We start from the raw sequence: 24,464 nt of genomic DNA on the forward strand, positions 1-24,464 counted from the left end.
CCGCGCGACCGCCACGGCCAGACCCCGCGCGCGCTGCTGCGCTCGCGGGGGGCGCGGGGGCGCTTTTCCCCCCCTGGGCGGGAAAATGCGCGGGGCCAGCCTGTCTCGGCGATGGGCTGTGCGGTAGCGGAGCGGTCGGCCCGGGTGTGCGATAGCGCCCCGGGCTATCTGGTGGATGGGAAAGCAGAATCCCGCCATGGCGGGATTCTGCCCAGGCAGACCGCCTCGCGGGCTCAGCACTTTCCCGCCATGGCGGGAAAGTGCGTGCGGGCGTCAGCGAACGGGAGCGCCGGCGCCGGAGAGCGCCTGCTTGACCTCGCCGATCCGCACCTTGCCGAAGTGGAAGATCGTCGCCGCGAGGACGGCGTCCGCGCCGGCGTCGACCGCGGGCGGGAAGTGCTCCGCCTTGCCGGCGCCACCGGAGGCGATGACCGGGACGGTCACCTCGCTGCGTACGGCCTTGATCAGGTCGATGTCGAAGCCGTCCTCGGTGCCGTCGGCGTCCATCGCGTTGAGCAGGATCTCGCCGGCACCGAGCTCGACCGCCTTCGCGGCCCACTCGATCGCGTCGATCCCGGCGGACTTGCGGCCGCCATGCGTGGTCACCTCGAAGCCGGAGTCGGTCGCCGGCGCCCGACGGGCATCGACGGACAGCACGAGCACCTGGTTGCCGAACCGGTCGGCGATCTCGGCGATCAGCTCGGGACGAACGATGGCCGCCGTGTTGACCGCGATCTTGTCCGCGCCGGCACGGAGCATCCGGTCCACGTCGTCGACGCTGCGGATCCCGCCGCCGACCGTGAGCGGGATGAAGACCTGCTCAGCGGTGCGGGTGACGATCTCGAGCGTCGTCGCACGCCCCTCGTGGGAGGCGGAGATGTCGAGGAAGGTGAGCTCGTCGGCACCTTCCTTGTCGTACGTCGCGGCCAGCTCCACCGGGTCGCCGGCGTCGCGCAGCTCCTTGAAGTTGATCCCCTTGACGACGCGGCCGGCGTCGACGTCGAGACAGGGGATGACACGTACGGCCAAGCTCATGACTGATCCCCTCGCGGCCGGCCGAGGGTGAGGTCGAGCGCGTCGGCCAGGTCCAGGGAGCCGGTGTAGAGCGCCGTGCCGGCGATCGCACCCTCCACGCCGACCTCGACCAGACCCATGAGCGCCTCGATGTCGTCGATGGTGGTCACTCCCCCGCTCGCCACGACCGGGCGGTCGGTGGCCTCGCAGACCGCGCGCAGCAGGTCGAGGTTGGGGCCCTGGAGCATGCCGTCCTTGTTGACGTCGGTGACGACATAGCGCGCGCAGCCCTCGGAGTCGAGTCGGGCGAGCGTCTCGTAGAGGTCGCCGCCGTCCTTGGTCCAGCCGCGCGCCGCGAGGGTGCGGCCGCGTACGTCCAGACCCACCGCGACCCGGTCGCCGTAGGTCGCGATCGCCCGCCGGGTCCACTCCGGGTTCTCCAGCGCGGCCGTGCCGATGTTGACGCGGCGGCAGCCGGTCGCCATCGCCGCCTCGAGCGACTCGTCGTCACGGATCCCACCGCTCATCTCGACCTTGATGTCGAGCTTGCCGACGATCCCGGCGAGGATCTCACGGTTGTTACCGTGGCCGAACGCGGCGTCGAGGTCGACCAGATGGATCCACTCGGCCCCGGTCTCCTGCCACCTCAGGGCAGCCTCGTAGGGATCGCCGAAACGCTTCTCCGACCCGTCCACGCCCTGGACCAGCTGCACCGCCTGCCCGCCCTTCACATCGACGGCCGGCAGGAGCTCGAGGTAGTCACCCATGGGGACGATCCTATGTTCTGTACGTCGCCACCCCTGCCCCGCCGTCCTGCTGCGAGACGGTTCCTTCGTCAAGGTATGCAGACCGAGGGACACATCCCGTGCGGAACTCCGCACGGGAAGCGAGCTCCCGGCTGCATACCTTGACGGAGGAACGGGCTCAGCGAGGCGCCAGCACCTCGAACTCGTAGCCGTCCGGGTCCCTCATCGTGGCCCATCGCCCGCCACCGTGGGTCTCGGCGATCAGCCTGGCGCCGAGCCCGACGAGGCGGCGGATCTCGTCGGCAGGACCGGTGTCCTCGGGCGCGATCAGGTCGAAGCGGAACCGGTCCCGCGGCCCCCGCGGTACCGGTGGCGGCCCGCCCCAGGCGACCTTGGCGCTGCCCGACGGCGTCGCGACCGCGGTCTCTCCGTCCTGGTCCCAGACCAGCGGCCAGCCGAGTGCCGTACTCCAGAAGATCCCGTTCTCCCGCGACCCGTCCGCGGCCACCTCGCCCAGGAATCCCGTGCCCTCCAGCCACCGGTTGCCGGCCGGGATCACGCACAGCTCGTTGCCCTCCGGGTCGCCGAGCACGATGTGGTCCTCGTCCGGCCGCTGGCCCACATCGAGATGGGACGCGCCGAGGCCGATCAGCCGGTCGACGGTCCGCTGCTGGTCCTCCGGAAGCCTGCTGGTCAGGTGGAGGTGGTGCGGGTTCTCGAGCGTCTTCGGCGCGTCCGTGGGCAGGAACCGGATCCGAAGATCGTCCTCCGCCCGTGGCAGCAGCCGGATCTCTTCGCCGCTCGCCTCGGTCTCCCGGCCCAGCACTGCTGCCCAGAATCCCGCGACCGTCTCCGGGTCGTTGGCATCGATGCAGATCCCGAACCGCCGAGGTGTCATGACCGGCAACCTAGGTCGCCTCGGGATACGTACGCAATCGGGTTTCGGAGCCGCGCTCGACCGAATAAGTCCGTGCTTGCCGGGCGCGCGGCCACGGTCGCCAGCTTGGCCAGCCCCTTCTCCATGTCGGGCGCGATCGCCTTCTCCATCGAGTAGAACCTGGTCATCAGGCCCATCACACCGCTCACCGAGCCGGTGTGGGTCCACCTCAGCTGTGTGCCGCCGGCGACGGTGGCGAGGTCGAAGCTCACGGTGCTCCGGCTCTTGAAGGGCTTCTGGAACTCCAGCGCGACCTCGATGTGCTCGGGCCTCGACTCGGTGATCTCCATCGCGCCGGCCCCGGCACGCTTGTTGCCCGACCAGGCATAACGCGCACCGACCCCGGACTCGGCACCCGAGTAGGTGCGCGACATGTCCGGGTCGAGCTCCTCCCACGGCGACCACGACGGCCAGTGGTGGAAGTCGTCGAGCAGCGCGTGCACGCGCCCGATGTCGCCGGGAAGGACCGCGGACCTGGAGACCTCGTAGTCGGTCATGTCACGACAGTACGCCTGCGGCGACGAGTTCGAGAACGTCATCGGTGCTGCGTACGTCGCCGAAGGTGCGATAGATGGTCGTCAGCGTCGCGTTGTGGGACTCGTCGTCACGACCCGCCGTGGCGTCGGCGACCAGGATCGTGCGATATCCCAGCGTTGCGGCGTCGCGCGCCGTACCGGCGACGCAGACCTCGGTGAGCGTGCCGGTGACGACGACCGTCTCGATGCCACGCTCCCGGAGCTGGTCGTCCAGAGTCGAACTGCCCGGGAAGAGCGAGCTGGTCGCGGTCTTCTCGACGAGGATGTCGCCCTCGCGCGCCTCCAGCCCCGGCCCGAGCCGACCCTCGATCGGCCCGGTCCCGCCGCTGCGCCGGAACATCTCGGCCACCTTCTCCCCGCGGAACTCCTGCGCCCAGGCCGTCGGTCCAGGATCGCCCGGCACGATCCACGCGACCGCGCCGCCGGCCCCGCGGAGGGCATCCGCCAGCAGACACACGTTCGGGGTGATCGCGAAGCACGTCGCATTCCCCTCGTAGAAGAACGGCACGAGGTCGACGACGAGCAGCGCCGTCCTGGCGGGGTCGAGGCTCTGGTACGCATGGCGTCTGCCGCGCCGAGCCTCCTGGCGCGCGTACTCACGCTCGGGGATCGCCCAGCTGTGCACCTGCGGCGACCGCACTCAGGCGCTCTCGCGGTTGTCACCGACGGAGCCACCGATCATGACGCTCATCCCTCCGCGGCGCGCTTGCCGTAGGTGCCACTGGTGAGGGTGGCGTACGAGCGTCGGACGATCTCCTCGAGAACGCTCAGATCGACCGCTGCGACGTCCTTGAGATAGAGGCAGCCGACGCCGTGGGTGTGGGGGCCGAGGCGGGCGAGGAGGTCTTCGTGGGCCGAGATGCCGTCGTTCAGGTAGACGACCGAGGCGGCCTTGCGGGGCGAGAAACCCGCGGCCGGGGCGTCGCCCTCGGTGCCGGAGGCGTACTGGTAGTGGTACTCGCCGAAACCCACGATCGCGGACCCGAACATCCGAGGCTCCTCCCCGGTGGCGCGCCGCATCAGCTCCAGCAGCGTGGCCGCGTCCCGACGACGAACCGGAGACTCGACGGCCTCGATGAAACCCACCGGATCGGCGTCGGTCCAGGTCGTCGTGGCCATCCGGCCACTCTAGCGGCGGAACAGCATCGTGTAGACCACGGGCGCGACCAGCACCGACGCGACGGCCGCGAAGGCGGTCGTGCCGACGTCCTCGGTGACCAGGTAGACGAGCGCGTTGAGGAGGAGCAGGACGACGATCAGGATCCGTACGTTGCGCCGCCGGCGCTCCGCGAGCGCACTGTGCGGCCGGGACCGGCGAGCCGGAACCCATCCGGTCAGGCGCTCCCGACGAGCTCGGCGTTCCGCCGACCTGGCCGCCCGGGCGGCACGCTCCTCGGCGGCCTTGGCAGCCTGCCGCTCGCGCTCGGCACGGGCCTTCGCCCGGGCTCCGGTCTGGGCCACCTACGCCGCCTTCAAGGAGGAGACCCAGTTGCGCAGGACCGCGGCGCCGGCGTCGCCCGACTTCTCCGGGTGGAACTGGGTAGCGCTGAGCGGGCCGTTCTCGACGGCGGCCACGAACCGGTCGCCACCGTGCTCGGCCCAGGTGACCAGCGGTGCGACGGTGCGGTCGTTGGTGACCAGGGTCCAGTCGCGCACGCCGTAGGAGTGCACGAAGTAGAACCGCTCCTTCTCGACCCCGGCGAAGAGCGAGGTCCCCGAGGGCGCGTCCACGGTGTTCCAGCCCATGTGGGGCACGATCGGCGCCTGGAGACGCTCGACGACGCCGGGCCACTCGCCGCAGCCCTCGGTCTCGACACCGTGCTCGATGCCGGTCTCGAAGAGGATCTGCATGCCGACGCAGATCCCCATGACCGGGCGGCCGCCGGCGAGACGCCGGGCGATGATCCGCTCGCCGCGGATCGCGCGCAGGCCCTTCATGCAGGCCTCGAAAGCCCCCACGCCGGGCACCAGCAGACCGTCGGCCGCCATCGCGGCGTCGAGGTCACCGGTCAGCTCGACCGAGGCACCGGCGCGCTCGACGGCGCGGACGGCGGAGCGTACGTTTCCGGAGCCGTAGTCGAGCACCACGACCGACGGCAAACTCACAGCGCACCCTTCGTCGACGGGATCCCGGTCTCGCGCGGGTCGTAGGCGATCGCGTCGCGGAACGCCCGTGCGAACGCCTTGAACTGCGTCTCCACGATGTGGTGCGGCTCGCGCCCGGCGAGCACGTTGACGTGCATCGTCAGGTGGGCGTGGTGCGCGATCGAGTCGAAGATGTGCTGGGTCAGCGAGCCGAGGTAGGGCACACCCGAGCCGCCGAGCAGCACGTACTGCTGGCCCTCCGGCTCGCCGGTGTGGACCGAGTAGGGCCGGCCGGAGACGTCCACGACGCAGCGTACGAGCGCCTCGTCGAGCGGGACGGTCGCGTCGCCGTAGCGGCGGATGCCCTTCTTGTCCCCCAGCGCCTGGCGCAGCGCCTGGCCGAGCACGATCGCGGTGTCCTCGACGGTGTGGTGGGCGTCGATGTGCACGTCGCCCTCGGAGTGCACGGTCAGGTCGACGAGAGAGTGCCGTCCGAAGGCGGTCAGCATGTGGTCGTAGAAGCCGACCCCGGTCGAGACGTCGACCCGTCCGGTGCCGTCGAGGTCGACCTCGACGACGACCTTCGACTCCGAGGTCTCCCGCTCGATGCGGGCAGTCCTTGCCGAACTCATGCGCGTGCTCCGTTCACATCGATCAAAGCTTGCTTGAAAGCGGTCATCTCGTCGGGCGTCCCGACCGAGACCCGCAGCCATCCTTCGGGCCCGGTTTCGCGGATCAGCACTCCACGGTCGAGCAGCCCCTGCCAGACCGCGTGCCGGTCGGCGTAGCGCCCGAAGAGGACGAAGTTGGCATCCGAGTCGGCGACCTCGAGCCCCTGCCCACGCAGCCATTCGACCAGCGAGTCCCGCTCCTCACGAAGCGAGGCCACATAGCCCAGCAGCTCCGGCGCGTGCCGCAGGGCGGCGCTCGCCGCCGCCTGGGTCACCGCGGAGAGGTGGTAGGGCAGTCGTACGACGCGGATCGCGTCACAGATCGCCGGGTCGGCCGCCAGGTAGCCGAGCCGCAGCCCCGCCCCGGCGAACGCCTTCGACATGGTGCGGGTGACCACCAGGTTGCGGTGCTCGGAGAGCAGCTCGAGCGCCGAGGGCACCCCGGTCCGCCGGAACTCGCCGTAGGCCTCGTCGACCACGACGATGCCGCTGTCTCCGACGGCCTCGCACAGCACGGTGACCGCCTCCGGCGGCAGCGCGGTGCCGGTCGGGTTGTTGGGGCTCGGCAGCAGTACGACATGGGGCCGGGTCTCCTCGACCAGCGCCCGTGCCTTCTCCAGATCGATCGCGAAGTCGCTCTCCCGGTGTCCGACGACCCACTCGGTGTTGGTGTCGCGGGCGTACTCCGGATACATCGAGTAGGTCGGCGCGAAGCTGATCGCGGTGCGCCCCGGACCTCCGAAGGCCTGCAGCAGCTGCAGCATCACCTCGTTGGACCCGTTGGCCGCCCACACCTGCTCAGGCGTGATCTGCGCCTGCACGTCGGAGGAGAGGTACGCAGCCAGCCCCTCCCGCAGCGCGACGAACTCGCGGTCCGGGTAGCGGTTGAGCGTGCGCGCCGCCTCGCCGACGCTGGCCGCGATGTCGGCGACCGTCTCGGCGGAGGGCTGGTAGGGGTTCTCGTTGACGTTGAGCTGGACCGGTACGTCCAGCTGCGGAGCACCGTAGGGCTCGATCCCGGCGAGCTCGGTACGGATCGGCGGCCAGCTCATCACGAGAACCTCACCGACACCGCCGCGCCGTGACCCGGCAGGTCCTCGGCCTCGGCGAGCGTGACGACGTGGTCCTTGACCGCGGCCAGCCCCTCGCGGGAGTAGTCGACGACGTGGATCGACTTGGTGAAGGCCCGCACCGAGAGCCCCGAGGAGTGGCAGGCGCAGCCGCCGGTGGGCAGCACGTGGTTGGACCCGGCGCAGTAGTCGCCCAGCGACACCGGAGCGTAGGAGCCGACGAAGATCGCGCCGGCGTTGCGGATCCGGCCGGCGACCCGGGCGGCATCGGCGGTGTGGATCTCGAGGTGCTCGGCGGCGTACGCGTTGACGACGTCGACGCCCTGGTCGATGTCGTCGACGAGCACGATCCCCGACTGCGCGCCGGTCAGCGACGTACGAATCCTCTCGACGTGCTTGGTCGCGGCGACCTGCTTGTCGAGCTCGGCCTCGACGTCGGCCGCGAGCGTCTCGGAGTCGGTGACCAGCACCGATGCGGCCAGCGGGTCGTGCTCGGCCTGGGAGATCAGGTCGGCGGCGACGTAGGCGGCCTCGGCGGTCTCGTCGGCGAGGATCGCGATCTCGGTCGGGCCCGCCTCGGAGTCGATCCCGACCTGCCCCTTGAGCAGGCGCTTCGCGGTGACGACGTAGATGTTGCCGGGACCGGTGACCATGTCGACGCGCTCGCACGGGTCGACCCCGTAGGCGAACATCGCGATCGCCTGGGCACCGCCGACGGCGTAGACCTCGTCGACGCCCAGCAGCGCGCACGCGGCCAGGATGGTGGGCTGTGGAAGCCCACCGAACTCCTTCTGCGGCGGCGAGGCCAGCGCGATCGACGGCACCCCGGCGACCTGCGCCGGAACGACGTTCATCAGCACCGAGGAGACCAACGGAGCCAGACCACCGGGCACATAGAGCCCCACGCGCCCCACCGGCACCTTGCGGTGCGTCACCCGGGCGCCGGGTGCCAGGTCGGTGACCGCGTCCTTCTCGAGCTCGGCGGCACAGGTCGAACGCAGCCGCGCGATCGACTCCTCGAGCCCGGCCCGGATCGCCGGGTCGAGCTCGTCGAGCGCCTTGGTCAGCGCGGCGGCCGGCACCCGGATGTCGTCGACGCGCACACCGTCGAACTTCTCCGAGAACTCGGCGATCGCCTCCTGGCCGCGCACCCGGACGGCGTCGATGATCGGCTGCACCGCATGAGTGGCCGCCTCGATGTCGAACTCGGCGCGCGGAACGGCAGCGCGGTAGTCGATGGTCGAAGCGGCGCCTCTGTCGGCACCCCTCAGGTCGATGCGGCGGATCATGCCTCAAGTCTACGAGTGGGCGGCCTTCGGAGCCGATCTGCCGACGCCACGTGGACGCTGCGCGACGCAGGTGGAGAGACGCATACGGCGCCCCGATCCGGGTACTCGGACATCAGACCTACCGAAGGAGGATCGTCATGGCACTGACACGACCGTTCCACCGACAACACCAGCAAGCAGACGAGAACCAGCCCGGCGTCGACGAGAACCACGCCTCGACCCGCGACTACCAGCCCGGCGGCCCTGCGGTCGTCGGCCACGACGACCGCGTGGAGCGCCCGCACAGCGCCGAGGGCGAGGCCGGCCACCTGCGCGCGGGAGACGCCGTCGAGCACCACCGCCACGCCGAGGAGGGCCGACGTGCCGCCCTCCACGACACCTACGGAGGCATGAACTGGGGCGCCTGCTTCTTCGGCTGGCTGGTAGCTGTCGGAGTCACCGTCCTTCTCGGAGCGATCATCAGCGCCGTCGCCTCGGCGATCGGCACCAACCAGAACTGGACCCAGACCGACCTGCAGGAGATGTCCGGTTCGGTCGGTATCGCAGCGGCCATCACGCTCGCCGTGGTGATGTTCGTCGGCTACTACGCCGGCGGGTACGTCGCCGCCCGGATGTCCCGCTTCGACGCCCGCCGACAGGGCCTGGGCGTGTGGATCGTGGCGATCGTGGCGATGATCATCGCTGCCGTCGCCGGGACGCTGTTCGGCGCCAGCTACGACATCATGCGGCAGGTCGACCTGCCCAGCGTGGGGCTGAGCACCGACCAGCTCAGCTGGGGCGCCGTGATCACCGGCGTCGCCCTCTTGGTCGTGATGCTCGTCGGGGCCGTCCTCGGCGCTGCCGGCGGCCAGCGCTACCACACCAAGATCGACCGGGCGGTCTACGACGACTGACGGCTCGGGTCGACAGCGAACTGAACACGGGGGTTCGCGGGCGCGTGCGCCCGCGGCCCCCATAGGTTGGTTTCCGTGACCGACCGACTACCGATGTTTCCGCTCAACGCGGTCCTGTTTCCGGGCGTGACGCTGCCGCTGCGCGTCTTCGAGGACCGCTACCGCGCGATGGTGCACCACCTGCTCCGCCAGGAAGAGGAGGACCGCCACTTCGGCTCGGTCGCGATCCGCGAGGGCTACGAGGTCGGCGAGACCGGCGCCCAGTCGCTCTACCGCGTCGGGGTGAAGCTGCTGATCACCGAGGTGGAGCGGCACGAGGACGGTTCCTTCGACCTCGAGGTGCTCGCGGTCGACAGGATCCGGATGGACAGCCTGGTCAGCTCGGGCGACTTCCCGGTCGCCGACGTGGAGGACCTCCCCGAGGACCACGTCGCGGTGCCAAGCACAATCGTGGACACCGCACGAGCGACGTTCACCGCCTACCGGGCCGCGCTGCTGGAGTTCCGCGATGACCCGTTCTCCGGCTCGCTCCCGAAGGACCCGGAGTTCCTCTCCTGGACCATCTCGGCCACCACTCCCCTGCCCATGCCCGACCGGCAGGCGCTTCTGGAGGCACCCGATGCCGGCGTACGCCTCGGCATGGCCACCGACCTGCTCCGGTCAGAGCTCAAGGCGATGAACGTCATCCCCTCGCTGCCCGCGACTGAGGTCGCTCGCACGAAGTGGTCCCCCAACTGATGCCGAAGAAGCAGGCCGGGAAACAGACCGGGAAGCGGGCCGGCGGAGGCACCCCTGCGACCGTGGCCCTCACCCAGGCCGGCATCGACTACACCCTGCACCCCTACGAGCACGATCCGCGCGCCGAGTCCTACGGCTTGGAGGCCGCCGAGGCCCTCGGCGTCGAGCCGAAGCAGGTCTTCAAGACGCTGATGGCCTCCCTGGACGGAAAGCTCGTCGTCGGCATCGTCCCCGTCACCGGCCAGCTCGACCTCAAGGCGCTCGCCCGCGCGCTGGGTGGCTCGAAGGCGCAGATGGCCGAGGTGACCGCGGCCGAGCGTGCGACCGGCTACGTCGCGGGCGGGATCTCACCCGTCGGCCAGAAACGTCCCCACCCGACCGTCCTGGACGAGTCCGCGGCGACGTACGACTCGATCTACGTCTCCGGCGGCCGCCGCGGCCTGGACATCGAGCTCTCCCCCGCCGACCTGATCAAGATCACCGAAGCCACCACGGCCCCCATCGCCAGATGACCCCGCCGAGTCGGCTCGTCATGACGAGCCGACTCGGCGATGGGTCGGTTCGCGCCGAGTCGGTTCGGCGGGTCAGTCGACGGTGATGCGAGCCAGGGCTCGCGAGGTGTCGCCGTCCAGGTAGGCGCTGAAGCCGAGCTGGCCGAGCGCCTCGATGTCGTCGGCGACCTCGGGAGCCTCGGCCGTCACCAGCTCGTCGAGACCGTCGAAGTCGACGTAGACCACGCCGGAGGAGTCCTCGGCATTGGGGACCGCGTTCTTGAACTTGTCGGTCTCTGCCAGGCCACCGTCGGCGAGCAGGTCCTTGCTGTAGTCCCCGGTCCCGACGGAGGTCACCTCGCCCTCGCTGTCGACGCTGACGATGCCGTCGGCGCCGAAGCCCGCGGTGAGGTCGCCCACGAACTTCTCGACGTCGGCAGGGTCGGCACCGTCGAGCTTGATCCCGATGTCCAGGGAGTCCGGAGCGCTCAGGTCGATCTCGCCGGCGGCGATCGCGAAGCTGTCACCGAGGAGCTTCTCGAGGTCACCGGGCGCCATCCCGAGCATCTGTGTGAACTGGTCCTCGGCGCCGCTCTCGGCCAGGCCGGTCGTGAGCCAGCCGTCGGCCGGGTTGGCCGCGATCACCGCGGTGGTGTCCTTCGGCAGCGTGCCGGCGATGGTGCCGGCCTCCATGGACTCGGCCCGCGCGCCCATCGACGAGGCGGCCTCGAGCTCGAAGGCGTTCTCCTCGGCACGTACGGTGAAGGCCGCGCCGCCGAAGTCCTTCATCGCCGACCGAATCGTGTCGGCCAGGGCAGCCGGGTCGGGCAACGGCGCGATCCCACCCATCGGGTTCTCGGCGAGCTCACCCTCGGCCTCGTCGAACGCGCCGTTCTCGGCCGCGTCGGCGATGGCGTCCGGCAGCTCCTTGGAAGCGTACGCCGTGATGAACCCGGTGCCGCCGACGTCACCGGTCCACTTCTCGAAGCCGGCGTCCTCGGCCAGGGTGCCGGCCTCCACCGCCTTCTCGATCACGGCGAGGTCGTCGTCGGTCTCCGCGATGAGCGCCCACCCGTCGCCGACCGACCAGGCCGCCTCCGAGCCGCCGCAGTCGACGAGCTTGGGGAGGCCGGCCTCGGCGTCGGACTCGTCGGTGACCTGGAGCGCGAACGCGACCACGGGCTCCGCGTCCGTCGGGACTGCGCCGACAGCGGCCTTATAGCCGATCCACGGCTCGACGTCCTTGGCGAAGTCGAGGTCGTCACAGGCGTTGGTGAACAGCGACTCGCGCGGGTCCTCGCCCTTCTCGAGGCCGAGCTCCTTCTCGAGCGAAGGCAGCTTGCGCAGTGTCGGCAGGGCGTTCTTGGCCTCGGTCAGGTCGATCTCGGCGTATGCCACGGTCGAGGCGGGGAACGCCTCTGCCGGGGAGCCACCGGCGTTGCTCAGTGCGACCGCGGTGAGGGTGCCGGCGGTCGCCACCGCAGCGACGCCGACGACGGCAGCCGCTCCGATGATCAGCGGCTTCCTGCTCTTTCCGGCACGATCCCCGCCGAGATCGAGGATCTCTGTCGCCTCCGGTCCGGACGTGTTCTGACCGGGCGTGTTCTCTGACATCAGTGACTTTCAGGTTCTGTCGGTCGGCATTGTGCCAACCGTCCAACCTGTTGAATCTACGCCGCCCGACGGCGGCTGTCCGCCGAACTTACCTTTCGGTCGCGGCCCGCTGCCCGTCGAGCTCGTGATCCGCGGGAGGGTGCGGCGCCCACATCAGGAAGATGACCATCAGCGCCAGCATCGCCGAGCCCGGGACGAGCAGGATCAGCCACGGCGAGGCCAGCTGGAAGCTGTCCTCGAGCACGGTGCCGTCGGCGGCACCCTTGGCGAGACCGTTGGGGTCCTCGGGCGAGAGCAGCGACGTGACCAGCAGCATCAGGCCGCCACCGATCGAACCGCCGACGATCAGCGCGCCCAGGGTGACCAGCTCGGAGCGGTTGAGCCAGACCGCGGCCGCGATGCCGACCAGCAGGCCGAGCACGATCGCACAGACCGAGAACCAGGCGGTCGCGGCGAAGACGCCCTGATCGATGTTCTGCCCGATGGCGGGCGGGTCGATCGAGATGAGCCCGCGGTACCACTTGTCCTCGAGCACCATCCCGGTCGGCGGCGTCCACAACGTCGCCGCCGCGAGCCCGGCCACCAGGCCGCCGACGATGAAGGCGGCCACGATGATGGCCACCTGGACGAGCACCGGGCGGGACAGGTCGGGGCGGGCGGAGCGGTGGCCGGTCGCGTAGAGACTGGGCGGCGGCGGCACGATCAGATTGTCAGGCATCCTGGTCCGAGGAGTTGTTTGAGGTCGGCGAACAGCTCGGGAGTCGGTGCCACCCGCAGCCGGTCATCGAGCTTCATGACCCGGGTCGCGTCCCGTGTCATCAACCGTAGCCTGACCTCGGCTACTCCGGGATAGGTGGTCAGTACGTCACGCAGCGACGCGATCACCTGCGGCGTGCACCGCGTCGAGGGCAGCGAGATCACCACCGGTCCCCCGGCGGCACCCGGGCCGCCGGTCAGGTCGGGGACGGTGACCTCCTGGCCACGCAGCTCGGGCTGGTCCTTGTCGCGGGAGAGCTGGCCCTTGACCCGGATGATCGAGTCCTCGACCAGATGCGGTGCGGCCAGCTGGTAGGACGACGGGAAGAGCAGCACCTCGACCGAACCCTCGAGGTCCTCCAGGGTCACCGTCGCCCAGGCGTCGCCCTTCTTGGTGATACGCCGGTTGACGTTGGTGACCAGCCCGGAGACCGTGACGGTGGTGTTGTGGGGCCGCGTCTCGTCGGTCATCAGCTGACCGATGGTGCAGTCGGTGCCGTTGGCGAGGACGTGCTCCAGGCCCATCAGCGGGTGGTCGGAGACGTAGAGGCCCAGCATCTCCCGCTCATGGCCGAGCAGGGTCATCTTGTCCCACTCGTCCATGTCGGGGATGGCCACCGAGACGCCGAAGCCGTCACCGCCGTCCTCGTCGAGGCCGCCGAAGAGCGAGTCCTGGCCGATCGCCTCGTTGCGCTTGATGTCGATGTACTGGTCCACGGCGGTCTCGTGGATCGCCACCAGCGCCCGGCGGCGGTGCTTCATGTCGTCGAAGGCACCGGCCTTGATCAGCGACTCGATCACGCGCTTGTTGCACGCCCGCTCGGGCACCTTGGAGAGATAGTCGTTGAAGTCCTCGAACCGGCCCTTGGACGTGCGGGCCTCGACGATGCCGTCGACCACCTGGGCGCCGACGTTGCGCACGGCGGTCAGGCCGAAGCGGATGTCGCTGCCGACCGCGGTGAAGTCGTGGGCGGACTCGTTGACGTCGGGCGGCAGCACCGCGATCTTCATCCGGCGACACTCGTTGAGGTAGATCGCCATCTTGTCCTTGTCGTTCTTGACCGAGGTCAAGAGCGCGGCCATGTATTCGGTCGGGTAGTTGGCCTTGAGGTAGGCGGTCCAGTAGGTGACCACGCCGTAGGCCGCCGAGTGCGACTTGTTGAAGGCGTAGTCGGAGAACGGCAGCAGGATCTCCCAGATCGTGTCGATCGCCTTCTGGGAGTAGCCGCGCTCGAGCATGCCGGCCTGGAAGCCGGCGTACTGCTTGTCGAGCTCGGCCTTCTTCTTCTTGCCCATCGCGCGGCGCAGGTTGTCGGCCTGTCCGAGCGAGAACCCGGCCAGGACCTGGGCGATCGACATCACCTGCTCCTGATAGACGATCAGGCCGTACGTCTCCCCCAGCACCTCCTCGAGCGGCTTCTCGAGCTCGGGGTGGATCGGCACGATCGGCTCGCGGCCGTTCTTGCGGTGGGCGTACTTGTTGTGGGAGTCGGCGCCCATCGGGCCCGGCCGGTAGAGCGCGGAGACCGCGGTGATGTCGGCGAACCGGTCGGGAAGCATCGAGCGCAGCAGCGCGCGCATGCCACCACCATCGAGCTGGAAGACGCCGAGCGTGTCGCCGCGCTGCATCAGCTCGTAGGTCGGCTTGTCGTCGAAGGGAACGTCCTCGAGCACCAGGTCGATGCCACGGTTGGCGCGGATGTTGCCGAGCGCGTCCTCGAGGGTGTGGAGGTTGGAGAGGCCCAGGAAGTCCATCTTGACCAGGCCGAGCGCCTCGCAGGTCGGATACTCGAACTGCGTGACGACCTGGCCGTCCTGCTTGGGCTCCATCAGCGGGACGATGTCGATGATCGGCTCGGAGGCCATGATCACGCCCGCGGCGTGGATGCCGGTCTGCCGGATCTGGCCCTCGAGGCCGAGCGCGGTCTCGTAGATCTTGCGGACATCCGGGTCGGTGTCGTGCAGGGCCCGGAAGTCGCCGCCCTCGCCGTAGCGCTTGTGGTCGGGGTTGAACAGCTCCTTGAGCGGGACGCCCTTGCCCATCACGTCGGGCGGCAGCGCCTTGGTGATCCGGTCGCCGATCGCGAAGCCGTGGTCGAGGATGCGGGCGGCGTCCTTGATCGCCTGCTTGGCCTTGATCCGGCCGAAGGTGGCGATCTGGGCGACCTTCTCCGCGCCGTACTTCTCCGTGACGTACTTGATCGTCTCGCCGCGGCGGTGGTCGTCGAAGTCGATGTCGAAGTCGGGCATCGAGGGACGCTCGGGGTTGAGGAACCGCTCGAAGAAGAGGCCGTGCTCGAGCGGATCGAGATCGGTGATCCGCAGCGCGTACGCCACGATCGAGCCAGCACCGGAACCACGGCCCGGCCCGATCCGGATGCCGTTGTCCTTGGACCACTGGATGAAGTCGGCGACCACCAGGAAGTAGCCCGGGTAGCCCTTCTGCAGGATGACGTCGATCTCGAACTCGACGCGGTCGCGGACCTCCTGGGTCGTCTTCTCGCCCGGGTAGCGCAGCTCGATGCCGCGCCAGGTCTCCTTGCGCAGCCACGACTCCTCGGTCTCGCCCTCGGGGATGTCGGCGAGCGCCATGTAGCCACCGGTCGACTCGGTGAACTGGACGTCGCAGCGCTCGGCGATCAGCAGGGTGTTGTCGCAGGCCTCGATCAGGTCCTGCTGGCCCCACAGCTCGCGCATCTCGGCGGCGGTCTTGATGTAGTAGCCGGTGCCCTCGAACGCGAACCGCTTGCCGCCCTTGGAGTAGGGCGGCTCGGTCATCCGGCTGCCCGACTGGACGCACAGCAGCGCCTCGTGGGCGGCGGCGTCCTCGGGGTTGTTGTAGTGGGAGTCGTTGGTCGCGACCGGGCGGATGTTCATCGCCTTGCCGAGCTTGAGCAGGTCGTCGCGGACCCGCTTCTCGATGGAGATGCCGTGGTCCATCAGCTCGAGGAAGACGTTGTCCTTCCCGAAGATGTCCTGCAGCTCGCCGGCCTCCTTGAGCGCCTCGTCCCACTGACCCAGCCGCAGCCGGGTCTGGATCGCGCCCGAGGGGCAGCCGGTGGAGACGATGATCCCCTTGGAATGCTCGGCGAGGATCTCCTTGTCCATCCGCGGCTTGAAGTAGTAGCCCTCCAGGCTGGAGCGGCTCGAGAGCCGGAAGAGGTTGTGCATCCCCTCGGTGGACTCGGCCCACATCGTCATGTGGGTGTACGCGCCACCACCCGAGACGTCGTCGCCGCCCTCCTGCGCCTGGTCGCCCTTGCCCCACCGCACCCGCTTGCGCTCGCCTCGCGGAGTGTTCGGCGTGATGTAGGCCTCGATGCCGATGATCGGCTTGACGTCGTGGGCCTTCGCCTTCTTCCAGAAGTCGTAGGCCCCGTGCATGTTGCCGTGGTCGGTCATCGCGATCGCCGGCATCTCGAGCTCGCTGGTCCGCTTGAAGAGACCATCGAGGAGCGAGGCACCATCCAGCATCGAGTATTCGGTGTGGACGTGCAGGTGGACGAATGAGTCCTTGGAGCCGGCCGCCATTGGCGTGGAGCCCTCCTCGAGGTCGTACGGATGGAGCGGGCGCAGGAGCCCGCGCAAACGGACGACCTGGGGGAAGGACTACAGACTATCTGGCGCCACCGACAGTTTTTCGGGCGGCTGGCCGTACAGTCTTGAGTTGTGGTGACGATCCTCGATGGCGGCCTGTCCAACGCGCTGGAAGCACGCGGTCACGATGTCTCCGGGGCGCTGTGGACGGCCCGGCTGCTGGACGAGTCTCCCGCGGAGATCGCCGCGGTCCACCGCGCCTACTTCGCCGCCGGCGCCGACGTCGCCACGACCGCCAGCTACCAGGCCAGCGTGCCCGGTTTCGTGGAGGCCGGGATGACCCAGACGTACGCCACCGAGCTGCTGCGCCGCAGCGTCCGGGTCGCGCGCGAGGTCGCCGAGGAGGCTCCCGGACGCCTGGTCGCCGCCTCGGTCGGACCCTATGGCGCCTACCTGGCCGACGGGTCCGAGTACCGCGGCCGCTACGGCGTCTCGGCGGCCGTGCTGCGTGACTTCCACGCGCCCCGGCTGGCCCTGCTCGAGACCGAGGACCCCGACCTCATCGCGGTCGAGACCATCCCCGACCTCGAGGAGGCCGAGGTGCTCGTCGACCTGCTCGACGACATCGGTCTCCCGGTGTGGTTCTCCTACTCCTGCGCCGGCACCCGCACCCGCGCCGACCAGCCCCTGGCCGACGCGCTCGCCCTGGCCGCCGGCATCCGCTCGGTGGTCGCCGTCGGCGTCAACTGCTGCGACCCGGCCGACGTACCCGCCGCCGTCCAGCTCGCCACCGCCACCGGCGAGCCCGCCGTCGTCTACCCCAACACCGGTGAGACCTACGCCGACGGCGCCTGGACCGGCACGCCTCACTTCCGGCCCGGAGAGGCCCTCTCCTGGGCGCGATCCGGGGCTGCGTACGTCGGCGGCTGCTGCCGCGTCGGCCCGCGCGAGATCGCCCTCATCGCCGCCGAGATGTCACATCTGCAGGCCGAGACGTCAGGTACGTCGGCCGAGTAGGCATCGGCGTGCCATCTCGCCCGACGTAAGTGACGCCTCGGCGCTTCGCGCGGTCACGGCTAGGGCCAGGCCATCCGTACGTCGGGGGTCTTCTCCTGGTTGGCGGAGCCGTCGGTGCGCTCGACCTCGCGCAGCCCGTGGCGGGCGTAGAAGGCTCGCGCCGGGGTGTTCATCTCGAAGACCCACAGGCCGAAGCCGTCGGGGGTCAGCGACTTCACGAGGTCGAGCAGCATGGTGCCGAGGCCGGTGCCCTGGGCGCGGGGGTGGACGAAGAGGTCGTCGAGCCAGGTCGGAGTGAAGGCGACGAAGGCCGAGACGACGCCGTCGACCTCCGCGACCCAGACCTGCGACCCCTTCTGGGGTGCCAGGACCTTGACCGCGAGCCACTCCCGGATGTCCGACTCGGGGTAGATCGGCGCCGGCATCGGCGCCGCGGCACGGGCCTCGACGTAGGTGCGGACGATCTCGGCGATGTCCTCGGACTCCGCCGGGCGGAGCACCGCCTCAGTGGGAGTCGCGGATGACATCGAGCGCGTGCTGGAGGTCGTCGGGGTAGGTCGACTCGAAGGTGACGTACTCACCCGTCTCCGGGTGGTCGAAGCCGAGCTTCACCGCGTGCAGCCACTGTCGCTCGACCCCGACGCGCCGCGCCAGGGCCGGGTCGGCGCCGTAGGTGAGGTCGCCGACGCAGGGGTGCTTCAGCGCCGACATGTGGACGCGGATCTGGTGGGTGCGCCCGGTCTCGAGGTGGATCTGGAGCAGCGAGGCGAACCGGTGCGCCTCGAGCGTCTCGTAGTGGGTCACCGAGTGACGCCCGTCCGCGCGGACCGCGAACTTGTAGTCGTACTTCGGGTTGCGCCCGATCGGTGCGTCGATCGTGCCCTCGAGCGGGTCGGGGTGGCCCTGGACCAGAGCGTGGTAGGTCTTGTCGACCGTACGCTGCCGGAACGCGTTCTTGAGGACGGAGTAGGCGTGCTCGGACTTGGCGATCACCATCACACCCGAGGTGCCGACGTCGAGGCGCTGGACGATGCCCTCGCGCTCCTTGGCCCCCGAGGTGGAGATCCGGAAGCCGGCCGCGACGAGGTGGCCGACGACGGTCTTCCCCTGCCAGCCCGGCGAGGGGTGGACGGCCACGCCGACGGGCTTGTCGATCACCACGAAGGCGTCGTCGTCGTAGATGATCTTGATGCCCTCGACGATCTCGGGCTTGATCTCCAGAGGGTCTGCCTGCGACGGGATCGTCGCGTCGAGCATCGATCCGGCACTGACCCGGTCGCTCTTGGCCACGACCGAGCCGTCGACGGTCACCAGCCCCTCGGCGATCAGCTCCGCCGCGCGGGTGCGGGAGAGGCCGAACAGCCGCGCCATGGCGGCATCGACCCGCTCCCCCTCCAGACCGTCCGGGACGTGCAGCGTGCGCTGGTCGGCGTGACCGAAGTTCACTTCGTCTCGCCCTCGGGCTCGCCCGACGCGTCATCGGACTTGTCCGCGGCACCGCCGTCGATCGACCCGTCCAGCCCGATCCCCTTGAACGAGAAGATCACGATCAGCACCGCGGCGACGTTGATGCACATGTCGGCGACGTTGAAGATCGGCCAGTTGGGCAGCTGCAGGAAGTCGACCACGTGCCCGACGTAGAAGCCCGGTTCACGCATCAGCCGGTCGACCAGGTTGCCGCTGATGCCGGCGACCAGGATGCCGAGCGCGATGGCCCAGCCCCGGTGGCGCACCCGGCGCGCGAACCAGAGCACACCGATCGTGGCCGCGATCGAGAGCGTCGTGAACACCCAGGTGTAGCCGGTCCCGGTCGAGAAGGCCGCGCCCGGGTTGCGGATGATGTTGAGCTGGAGCACCGAGCCGATCAGCTCCTCCGGCTGCCCGGGAACGAGCGTCGCGACCGCCCAGAGCTTCGTGATCTGGTCGATGACCAGGAGAAACACTGCGACGGTCGCGAACTCGGCCCACCGAACAGGGCGCACGTCGGACTCAGGACCGGTATGTGCGTCGCTCAGCGACGCTCCTCGCGCTGCTTGCATGTCATGCACAGTGTGGCACGCGGGAACGCCATGAGCCGCATCTTGCCGATCGGCTCCCCACACGACTCACAGATGCCGTACGAGCCGTCCTCGAGGTATCCCAGGACACGCTCGATCTGGGCCAGCTTGTCCTTCTCGCTGTTGACCACGGTCAGCTCGTGGTCACGCTCGAAGCTGGTCGCGCCCATGTCGGCCTGGTCCTGGCCGGCGCCGTCGCCGGAGTCCTTCATCAGGCCGGAGAGCTCGGCTTCGAGAGCGGTGAGCACCTCGAGGCTGTGAGCCCTCATCTCGTGAAGCTCGTCGATGACCTCGTTGAGTTCATCCTTCGTCCACGGGTCCTCGCCGTCCTTGACCTTCAGCTGGTCAGGAGAGACGACTGTCTTGGTTGCTTTCTTAGGCACGGCACTCGCTTTCTGGTGTGAGACACGGCCCCCCGGGCCGCACGGTGGTCAGGTTTGGCTTAGGCGCTCGCCGCGGCCACCGACGTGGAAGCCGTGACGTAGGAGCTGGTATTCCCAGAAAGCTCGGGCGTCGCCACATGGACGCACCCGACTGCCGCGCTGGCGCGACACCTCATCGGTACAGACATGGAGTCCCCTTTCTCCTGCCGTCACTTCGCGCCGCCGAGTCGGTGCGGAGTGCGTGCCCGGAATGTAGCCCGGGATTCGGCTCCACTCAACTAACACACCGAAACTCCACGCATATTGGTCCGCAGCGTGGAAAAACTCCGAAATCGACTTACAGGACCCGCCTCACCTGCTACAACGCGTTCCTGTCGGAACCGGCCGTGCTCCGGAAGGAACGCAGCGGACGTACGCATCGGCCGGCCCCGCGAAGCGGGACCGGCCGATGGAAGCCTGACTACGAGGACCTCAGCCCTCGTCCTCCCCCAGGATGGAGCGCAGACGCTTGGGCGCCGGGCCCGACTCGTTGACGGCGGCGGCCATCACGGGCGCCTGTGACTCAGCCGAGTTGTTGAGCGCGTCGAGCTGCTGCGTGAAGTAGCTCTTCAAGCGGGAGCGGTACTCACGCTCGAAGTTGCGCAGGGTGTCGACCTCGGTGGTCAGGTTGTCCTTCTCGCGCTCGAGCTCACCGAAGAGCTGCTGACGACGCTCGGCGGTCTCGCTGTCGAGCATCTGCGCACGGGTGCGCGCGTCGGCCTCCATGCGGTCGGCCTTCGACTTCGACTCGGCCTCGAGGCGCTCGGCCTTGGTCCGCGCCTCGCCGACGATCTTGTCGGCGTCGTTCTTGGCGGTGTCGATGAGCGCGTCGTGGTTGCGCGTGGCCAGCTCGAGCAGGCGCGCGGCGGCGTTGGACGCCTCCGGCACGGTCTCGACCCGGATCGTCTCGATGCCGCCGGTCTGCGGTGCCTCCTGATACATCGGCATCTGGTGCGAGACCGGCTCAGGAGCCGGCATCGGCTCAGGAGCAGGCGGCTCGGGAGCCATCGGGAAGGACGGACCCCCACCCGACTGCGCAGATGCCAACTTCCCGCGAAGGTCGTCGTTCTCCCGGGTGAGACGTGCCAGTTCGGCCTCGACCTCGTCGAGGAACTGGTCCACCTCGCCCATGTCGTAGCCCTCGCGGAGCCGGACGGGAGTAAAGCGCTTGTTGCTCACGTCCTCTGGCGTCAGCGGCATGACCTCACCCATTCATTACTCGGTTGACTCAGACGTACGGACTGCACCGCCGGGGGGCGGCATCAGGTAATGCTGTCGAAACTCTAGCGCCTGTCCGTAGACATGCCAGATGCGGACCGCATCCAGCCACCTACGAGCAGGTGTCGAAGGCCTCAGCTCTGGTTGAAGAAGCCGCCCTCAACGATCCTCTGCTTGGCCTCAGCCGTGACCGAAACGTTCGCAGGTGAGATAAGAAACACCTTGTTGGTGACCCTCTCGATGTTCCCATAGGTAGCAAAGATCAAGCCGGCCGCAAAGTCGACGAGCCGTTTTGCGTCCGGATCGCTCATCTCGGTGAGGTTCATGATCACCGGCGTGCCGTCGCGGTAGTTCTCGCCGATCTGACGCGCTTCGTTGTAGGACGTCGGGGTCAGCGTGATGATCTTGGAAAGCTCGGTCACCGCGGGCACCACCGTTGCTCGTCGCCGCTCGGAAAGGTCAGCCACCGGAGCCGGACGGGACTGCTTGGACCGCACCGGCGCCTTGACGGCTTCGTGGGAGCGGGTCTCGTCGTCGTCGCCCTCGTAGACATCGTCGTCGTAACCGGTGTCCTCGAGCAGGCCGAGGTATTCACCGAACCTGCGCATCGCGCCGCTCATGTTCCCACCTTCCCCAAAGTATTGCTGTCCGAGACATTACTTGACAGTTGGCCTCTCTCCGAGGACCGCAGACCCGACACGTACGTGTGTCGCGCCATGGGCAATCGCCTGCTCCAGGTCGCCACTCATCCCCGCCGACAGCACCGTCGCCTCGGGATATTCGACCAGGAAGTCCTCCCGGATCCGCGCGAGCCGGACGAATGCCGGCTCCGGTTCCTCACCGAGAGGCGCCACCGCCATCAGACCCCGCAGCCGGAGCCCGTCGGTCGTCTCGACCTCAGCAGCCAGGTCGCGTACGTCACCGGGGTCCGCCCCGGCACGACCCTCGCGTCCGGGCGGGTCGAGGGACACCTGCAGGAGCACGTCGAGGATCTGGCCGCGCTCGCCCGCGCCACGGCTGAGCCGGGGCAGCAGCGAGGGCCGGTCGACGGACTCGATCACGTCGGCGTAGCCGGCCACGGCGGCCGCCTTGTTGGACTGGAGCCCGCCGATGTAGTGCCAGCGCAGACCGAGGTCGGCGCACTCGGCCGCTTTGGCCGCCGCCTCCTGGTGGCGGTTCTCTCCGACGTCGGTGACACCGAGGCCGGCCAGGATGCGTACGTCGGAGGCGGGGAAGAACTTGGTGACCACGACCAGGTGGACGTCGTCGGCGGGCCGACCGGCGGCCTTGGCGGCCGCCGCGATCCGCTCGCGGGTCTCGGCGAGCCCCGCGGCGATCTCATCGGCGCGATCGGTCGCCATCAGGCACCTCGCAGCCGGATCAGGGCGCCCAGCGACATGCCGGCGCCGTCGCGGCGGTAGGAGTAGAGGTCGTCGGACTCGCGCGTGCAGCGGCTGGCATCGACCGTCTCGACGCCCTCGCGGGCCAGCTGGGCGAGCACTCCGGCGCCGACGTCGAGGCTCGGGGTGCCCCAGCTCGTGGTGGCGCGCGCGGCCGGCTCGACCGTGGCGATCTCCTCCTGCATCTCGGCAGGCACCTCGTAGCACTTGCCGCACACGTGCGGTCCCACCCAGGCGCTGATCCGGGTCGCGCCGAGCGCGCGCATCCGGGCGATGGTCTCGGGCACGACCCCAGCCGCCATCCCCTTGCGTCCGGCGTGCGCCGCACCGATGACCCCGGCCGCCTCGTCCGCGAACAGCACGGGTACGCAGTCGGCGGTGCGGACCAGCAGCACCAGGTCACGCTCGGTGGTGACGATCCCGTCCGCCTCGGGGCGGGTGCCGCACTCCGCGTCGACGACCGTGTTGCCGTGGACCTGGTAGAGGTCGGCGTAGGGCGCGCCGCCGGCGAAGTCGGCCAGCAGCAGCCGATGGTTCTCGGCCTTCGCCTCCGGCGAGTCCGAGCCGTTGACCGCCAGGTTGAGCTCGGCGTACGGAGCGAGACTGACCCCGCCGTACCTGTCGGTGAATGCCAGGTCGACGAGGCCTGCTGAGGCTCGGAACGAATACAAGCGCGGGACCTACTTCAAGAAATCGGGAACGTCGAGCTCGTCATCGCTGTACTGGACGCTCGGAGCGGGCTTCTTGGCGACCGGAGCGGGCTCGGCCGGCGGAGCCGCGGGCGGAGGGGTGGCCGGAGCCGGGGCCGGCTTGGCAGGCTTGGCGGGCGCGGGGGTCTCCTCGGCCTCCTCGCGGCGGGTCGCGACCGCGGTGGCCACCGCGGCGGTCTCGCCGTTGTTGGCCGACTGGGAGCCGGTGGAGCGGCCCTGCACGCTGCCGAGCGCCGACTGGCCCTCACGGCGCTTGGGCATGCCGCCGTCGAAGCCGGCGGCGATCACCGTGACCCGGACCTCGTCGCCGAGCGCGTCGTCGATGGTCGCGCCGAAGATGATGTTGGCCTCCTGGTGGACCGCGTCGGCGACCAGCGCGGCGGCCTCGTTGATCTCGAAGAGGCCGAGGTCGGAGCCGCCCGCGATCGAGAGCAGGACTCCGTGGGCGCCGTCGATCGATGCCTCCAGCAGCGGCGAGGAGACGGCCATCTCGGCGGCTTCGACGCTGCGGTTGTCACCGCGCGCGGAGCCGATGCCCATCAGAGCCGAGCCGGCGTTGGACATGACCGACTTGACGTCGGCGAAGTCGAGGTTGATCAGGCCGGGCGTGGTGATCAGGTCGGTGATGCCGGAGACACCCTGCAGCAGCACCTGGTCGGCCTGGCGGAAGGCGTCCATCACCGAGACGTTGCGGTCCGAGATCGAGAGCAGCCGGTCGTTGGGGATGACGATGAGGGTGTCGACCTCCTCGCGGAGCTTGCTGATCCCCTCCTCGGCGGAGTTGGCGCGACGACGACCCTCGAAGGCGAACGGCCGGGTCACCACACCGATGGTCAGGGCGCCGAGGGAGCGGGCGATGCGGGCCACGACCGGGGCGCCACCGGTGCCGGTGCCGCCACCCTCGCCGGCGGTCACGAAGACCATGTCGGCGCCCTTGATGACCTCTTCGATCTCGTCGGCGTGGTCCTCGGCGGCGCTCTCCCCCACGCTCGGGTTGGCGCCGGCACCGAGACCGCGGGTCAGCTCGCGACCGATGTCGAGCTTGACGTCGGCGTCGCTCATCAGCAGCGCCTGGGCGTCGGTGTTGATGGCGATGAACTCGACCCCCTTGAGGCCGACCTCGATCATCCGGTTGACAGCGTTGACGCCGCCGCCACCGATGCCGACGACCTTGATGATCGCCAGATAGTTCTGTGCAGCTCCCACGGTGGTCGCCCCTTCGATCGCTGGTTGGTACTTACGGCGGTTCTTAACCCTTACCCT

At 69.4% G+C, this 24,464-nt stretch carries 27 protein-coding genes; 4 read left to right on the forward strand and 23 right to left on the reverse strand.

What is annotated here, in order from left to right:
• Positions 1–273 precede the first annotated feature (273 nt).
• The 11 genes from hisF to hisD all read right to left on the reverse strand — a co-directional run bounded on the left by hisF (position 274) and on the right by hisD (position 8,348).
• The gene (gene hisF / locus ABT304_RS22945; RefSeq protein ID WP_350718765.1) at positions 274–1,035 is read right to left on the reverse strand and encodes an imidazole glycerol phosphate synthase subunit HisF; all 762 of its coding nucleotides are present in this window, start codon (positions 1,033–1,035) and stop codon (positions 274–276) included.
• On the reverse strand, positions 1,032–1,781 hold the full coding sequence (gene priA / locus ABT304_RS22950; RefSeq protein WP_350718766.1) for a bifunctional 1-(5-phosphoribosyl)-5-((5-phosphoribosylamino)methylideneamino)imidazole-4-carboxamide isomerase/phosphoribosylanthranilate isomerase PriA: 750 nt from the start codon (positions 1,779–1,781) through the stop codon (positions 1,032–1,034). Before priA ends, hisF begins: the two co-directional genes overlap by 4 nt.
• Positions 1,782–1,938: 157 nt before the next feature.
• Entirely contained in the window at positions 1,939–2,658 is a 720-nt protein-coding gene (locus tag ABT304_RS22955; RefSeq protein WP_350718768.1) for a VOC family protein, read from the reverse strand.
• Complete coding sequence (locus ABT304_RS22960) at positions 2,655–3,194, reverse strand: SRPBCC family protein (RefSeq protein WP_350718770.1); 540 nt, start codon at positions 3,192–3,194, stop codon at positions 2,655–2,657. The genes ABT304_RS22955 and ABT304_RS22960 overlap by 4 nt, the downstream gene beginning before the upstream one ends.
• 1 nt (position 3,195) lies before the next feature.
• The gene (locus ABT304_RS22965) at positions 3,196–3,873 is read right to left on the reverse strand and encodes a cysteine hydrolase family protein (RefSeq protein WP_350718772.1); all 678 of its coding nucleotides are present in this window, start codon (positions 3,871–3,873) and stop codon (positions 3,196–3,198) included.
• A 47-nt stretch (positions 3,874–3,920) separates the two neighbouring features.
• Positions 3,921–4,352, reverse strand: a complete 432-nt coding sequence (locus ABT304_RS22970) for a DUF1801 domain-containing protein (protein ID WP_350718774.1) — start codon at positions 4,350–4,352, stop codon at positions 3,921–3,923.
• 9 nt (positions 4,353–4,361) lie between these two features.
• Complete coding sequence (locus tag ABT304_RS22975; RefSeq protein WP_350718775.1) at positions 4,362–4,694, reverse strand: hypothetical protein; 333 nt, start codon at positions 4,692–4,694, stop codon at positions 4,362–4,364.
• A complete protein-coding gene (gene hisH, locus ABT304_RS22980) occupies positions 4,695–5,339 on the reverse strand; it encodes an imidazole glycerol phosphate synthase subunit HisH (protein WP_350718776.1) in 645 nt (214 codons plus the stop codon).
• Positions 5,336–5,950 (reverse strand): imidazoleglycerol-phosphate dehydratase HisB, encoded by a 615-nt coding sequence (gene hisB / locus ABT304_RS22985; protein ID WP_160024307.1) that lies wholly within the window; start codon positions 5,948–5,950, stop codon positions 5,336–5,338. Before hisB ends, hisH begins: the two co-directional genes overlap by 4 nt.
• Positions 5,947–7,041 carry a histidinol-phosphate transaminase gene (locus tag ABT304_RS22990; RefSeq protein ID WP_350718778.1) on the reverse strand — a complete coding sequence of 365 codons (1,095 nt, stop codon included), beginning with the start codon at positions 7,039–7,041 and terminating at the stop codon, positions 5,947–5,949. The genes hisB and ABT304_RS22990 overlap by 4 nt, the downstream gene beginning before the upstream one ends.
• Entirely contained in the window at positions 7,041–8,348 is a 1,308-nt protein-coding gene (hisD, locus tag ABT304_RS22995; RefSeq protein WP_350718780.1) for a histidinol dehydrogenase, read from the reverse strand. Before hisD ends, ABT304_RS22990 begins: the two co-directional genes overlap by 1 nt.
• Positions 8,349–8,485: 137 nt before the next feature.
• Here hisD and ABT304_RS23000 point away from each other — a divergent pair, with 137 nt between their 5' ends.
• The 3 genes from ABT304_RS23000 (at position 8,486) to ybaK (ending at position 10,491) form a co-directional block, all read left to right on the forward strand.
• Positions 8,486–9,241, forward strand: coding sequence for a hypothetical protein (locus ABT304_RS23000; protein ID WP_350718782.1), 756 nt, complete (start codon positions 8,486–8,488; stop codon positions 9,239–9,241).
• Between the two features lie 75 nt (positions 9,242–9,316).
• Positions 9,317–9,979 (forward strand): LON peptidase substrate-binding domain-containing protein, encoded by a 663-nt coding sequence (locus tag ABT304_RS23005; RefSeq protein WP_350718784.1) that lies wholly within the window; start codon positions 9,317–9,319, stop codon positions 9,977–9,979.
• Positions 9,979–10,491 carry a Cys-tRNA(Pro) deacylase gene (gene ybaK, locus ABT304_RS23010; protein WP_350718786.1) on the forward strand — a complete coding sequence of 171 codons (513 nt, stop codon included), beginning with the start codon at positions 9,979–9,981 and terminating at the stop codon, positions 10,489–10,491. Before ABT304_RS23005 ends, ybaK begins: the two co-directional genes overlap by 1 nt.
• Positions 10,492–10,563: 72 nt before the next feature.
• Here ybaK and ABT304_RS23015 read toward each other — a convergent pair whose 3' ends face one another.
• From ABT304_RS23015 to dnaE, 3 genes are all read right to left on the reverse strand, one after another.
• Complete coding sequence (locus ABT304_RS23015) at positions 10,564–12,084, reverse strand: hypothetical protein (RefSeq protein ID WP_350718787.1); 1,521 nt, start codon at positions 12,082–12,084, stop codon at positions 10,564–10,566.
• 88 nt (positions 12,085–12,172) lie between these two features.
• Positions 12,173–12,802: a hypothetical protein gene (locus tag ABT304_RS23020; RefSeq protein WP_350718789.1), complete on the reverse strand. Its 630-nt coding sequence runs from the start codon at positions 12,800–12,802 to the stop codon at positions 12,173–12,175.
• The gene (dnaE, locus tag ABT304_RS23025; protein WP_350718960.1) at positions 12,787–16,371 is read right to left on the reverse strand and encodes a DNA polymerase III subunit alpha; all 3,585 of its coding nucleotides are present in this window, start codon (positions 16,369–16,371) and stop codon (positions 12,787–12,789) included. The genes ABT304_RS23020 and dnaE overlap by 16 nt, the downstream gene beginning before the upstream one ends.
• A 141-nt stretch (positions 16,372–16,512) precedes the next feature.
• Here dnaE and mmuM point away from each other — a divergent pair, with 141 nt between their 5' ends.
• Complete coding sequence (gene mmuM, locus ABT304_RS23030) at positions 16,513–17,394, forward strand: homocysteine S-methyltransferase (RefSeq protein ID WP_350718790.1); 882 nt, start codon at positions 16,513–16,515, stop codon at positions 17,392–17,394.
• 59 nt (positions 17,395–17,453) lie between these two features.
• On the opposite strand, the gene ABT304_RS23035 is transcribed toward mmuM, so the two are convergent.
• The 9 genes from ABT304_RS23035 to ftsZ form a co-directional block, all read right to left on the reverse strand.
• Entirely contained in the window at positions 17,454–17,921 is a 468-nt protein-coding gene (locus ABT304_RS23035; protein WP_350718792.1) for a GNAT family N-acetyltransferase, read from the reverse strand.
• Positions 17,899–18,840, reverse strand: a complete 942-nt coding sequence (locus tag ABT304_RS23040) for an RluA family pseudouridine synthase (protein ID WP_350718794.1) — start codon at positions 18,838–18,840, stop codon at positions 17,899–17,901. Before ABT304_RS23040 ends, ABT304_RS23035 begins: the two co-directional genes overlap by 23 nt.
• Positions 18,837–19,433, reverse strand: coding sequence for a signal peptidase II (gene lspA / locus ABT304_RS23045; protein WP_350718796.1), 597 nt, complete (start codon positions 19,431–19,433; stop codon positions 18,837–18,839). Before lspA ends, ABT304_RS23040 begins: the two co-directional genes overlap by 4 nt.
• Positions 19,406–19,834, reverse strand: a complete 429-nt coding sequence (locus ABT304_RS23050; protein ID WP_160024321.1) for a TraR/DksA family transcriptional regulator — start codon at positions 19,832–19,834, stop codon at positions 19,406–19,408. Before ABT304_RS23050 ends, lspA begins: the two co-directional genes overlap by 28 nt.
• Positions 19,835–20,305: 471 nt before the next feature.
• Positions 20,306–21,073 (reverse strand): DivIVA domain-containing protein, encoded by a 768-nt coding sequence (locus tag ABT304_RS23055; protein ID WP_229788310.1) that lies wholly within the window; start codon positions 21,071–21,073, stop codon positions 20,306–20,308.
• Positions 21,074–21,225: 152 nt separating this feature from the next.
• Entirely contained in the window at positions 21,226–21,711 is a 486-nt protein-coding gene (locus tag ABT304_RS23060; protein WP_160024322.1) for a cell division protein SepF, read from the reverse strand.
• Between the two features lie 36 nt (positions 21,712–21,747).
• Positions 21,748–22,452, reverse strand: coding sequence for a YggS family pyridoxal phosphate-dependent enzyme (locus tag ABT304_RS23065; protein WP_350718797.1), 705 nt, complete (start codon positions 22,450–22,452; stop codon positions 21,748–21,750).
• On the reverse strand, positions 22,452–23,162 hold the full coding sequence (gene pgeF, locus ABT304_RS23070; RefSeq protein ID WP_350718799.1) for a peptidoglycan editing factor PgeF: 711 nt from the start codon (positions 23,160–23,162) through the stop codon (positions 22,452–22,454). The genes ABT304_RS23065 and pgeF overlap by 1 nt, the downstream gene beginning before the upstream one ends.
• Positions 23,163–23,171: 9 nt before the next feature.
• Positions 23,172–24,407, reverse strand: coding sequence for a cell division protein FtsZ (ftsZ, locus tag ABT304_RS23075; protein WP_350718800.1), 1,236 nt, complete (start codon positions 24,405–24,407; stop codon positions 23,172–23,174).
• Positions 24,408–24,464 lie beyond the last annotated feature (57 nt).

It is taken from the genome of Nocardioides sp. NPDC000445, from assembly GCF_040300245.1.
GTDB lineage: Bacteria > Actinomycetota > Actinomycetes > Propionibacteriales > Nocardioidaceae > Nocardioides.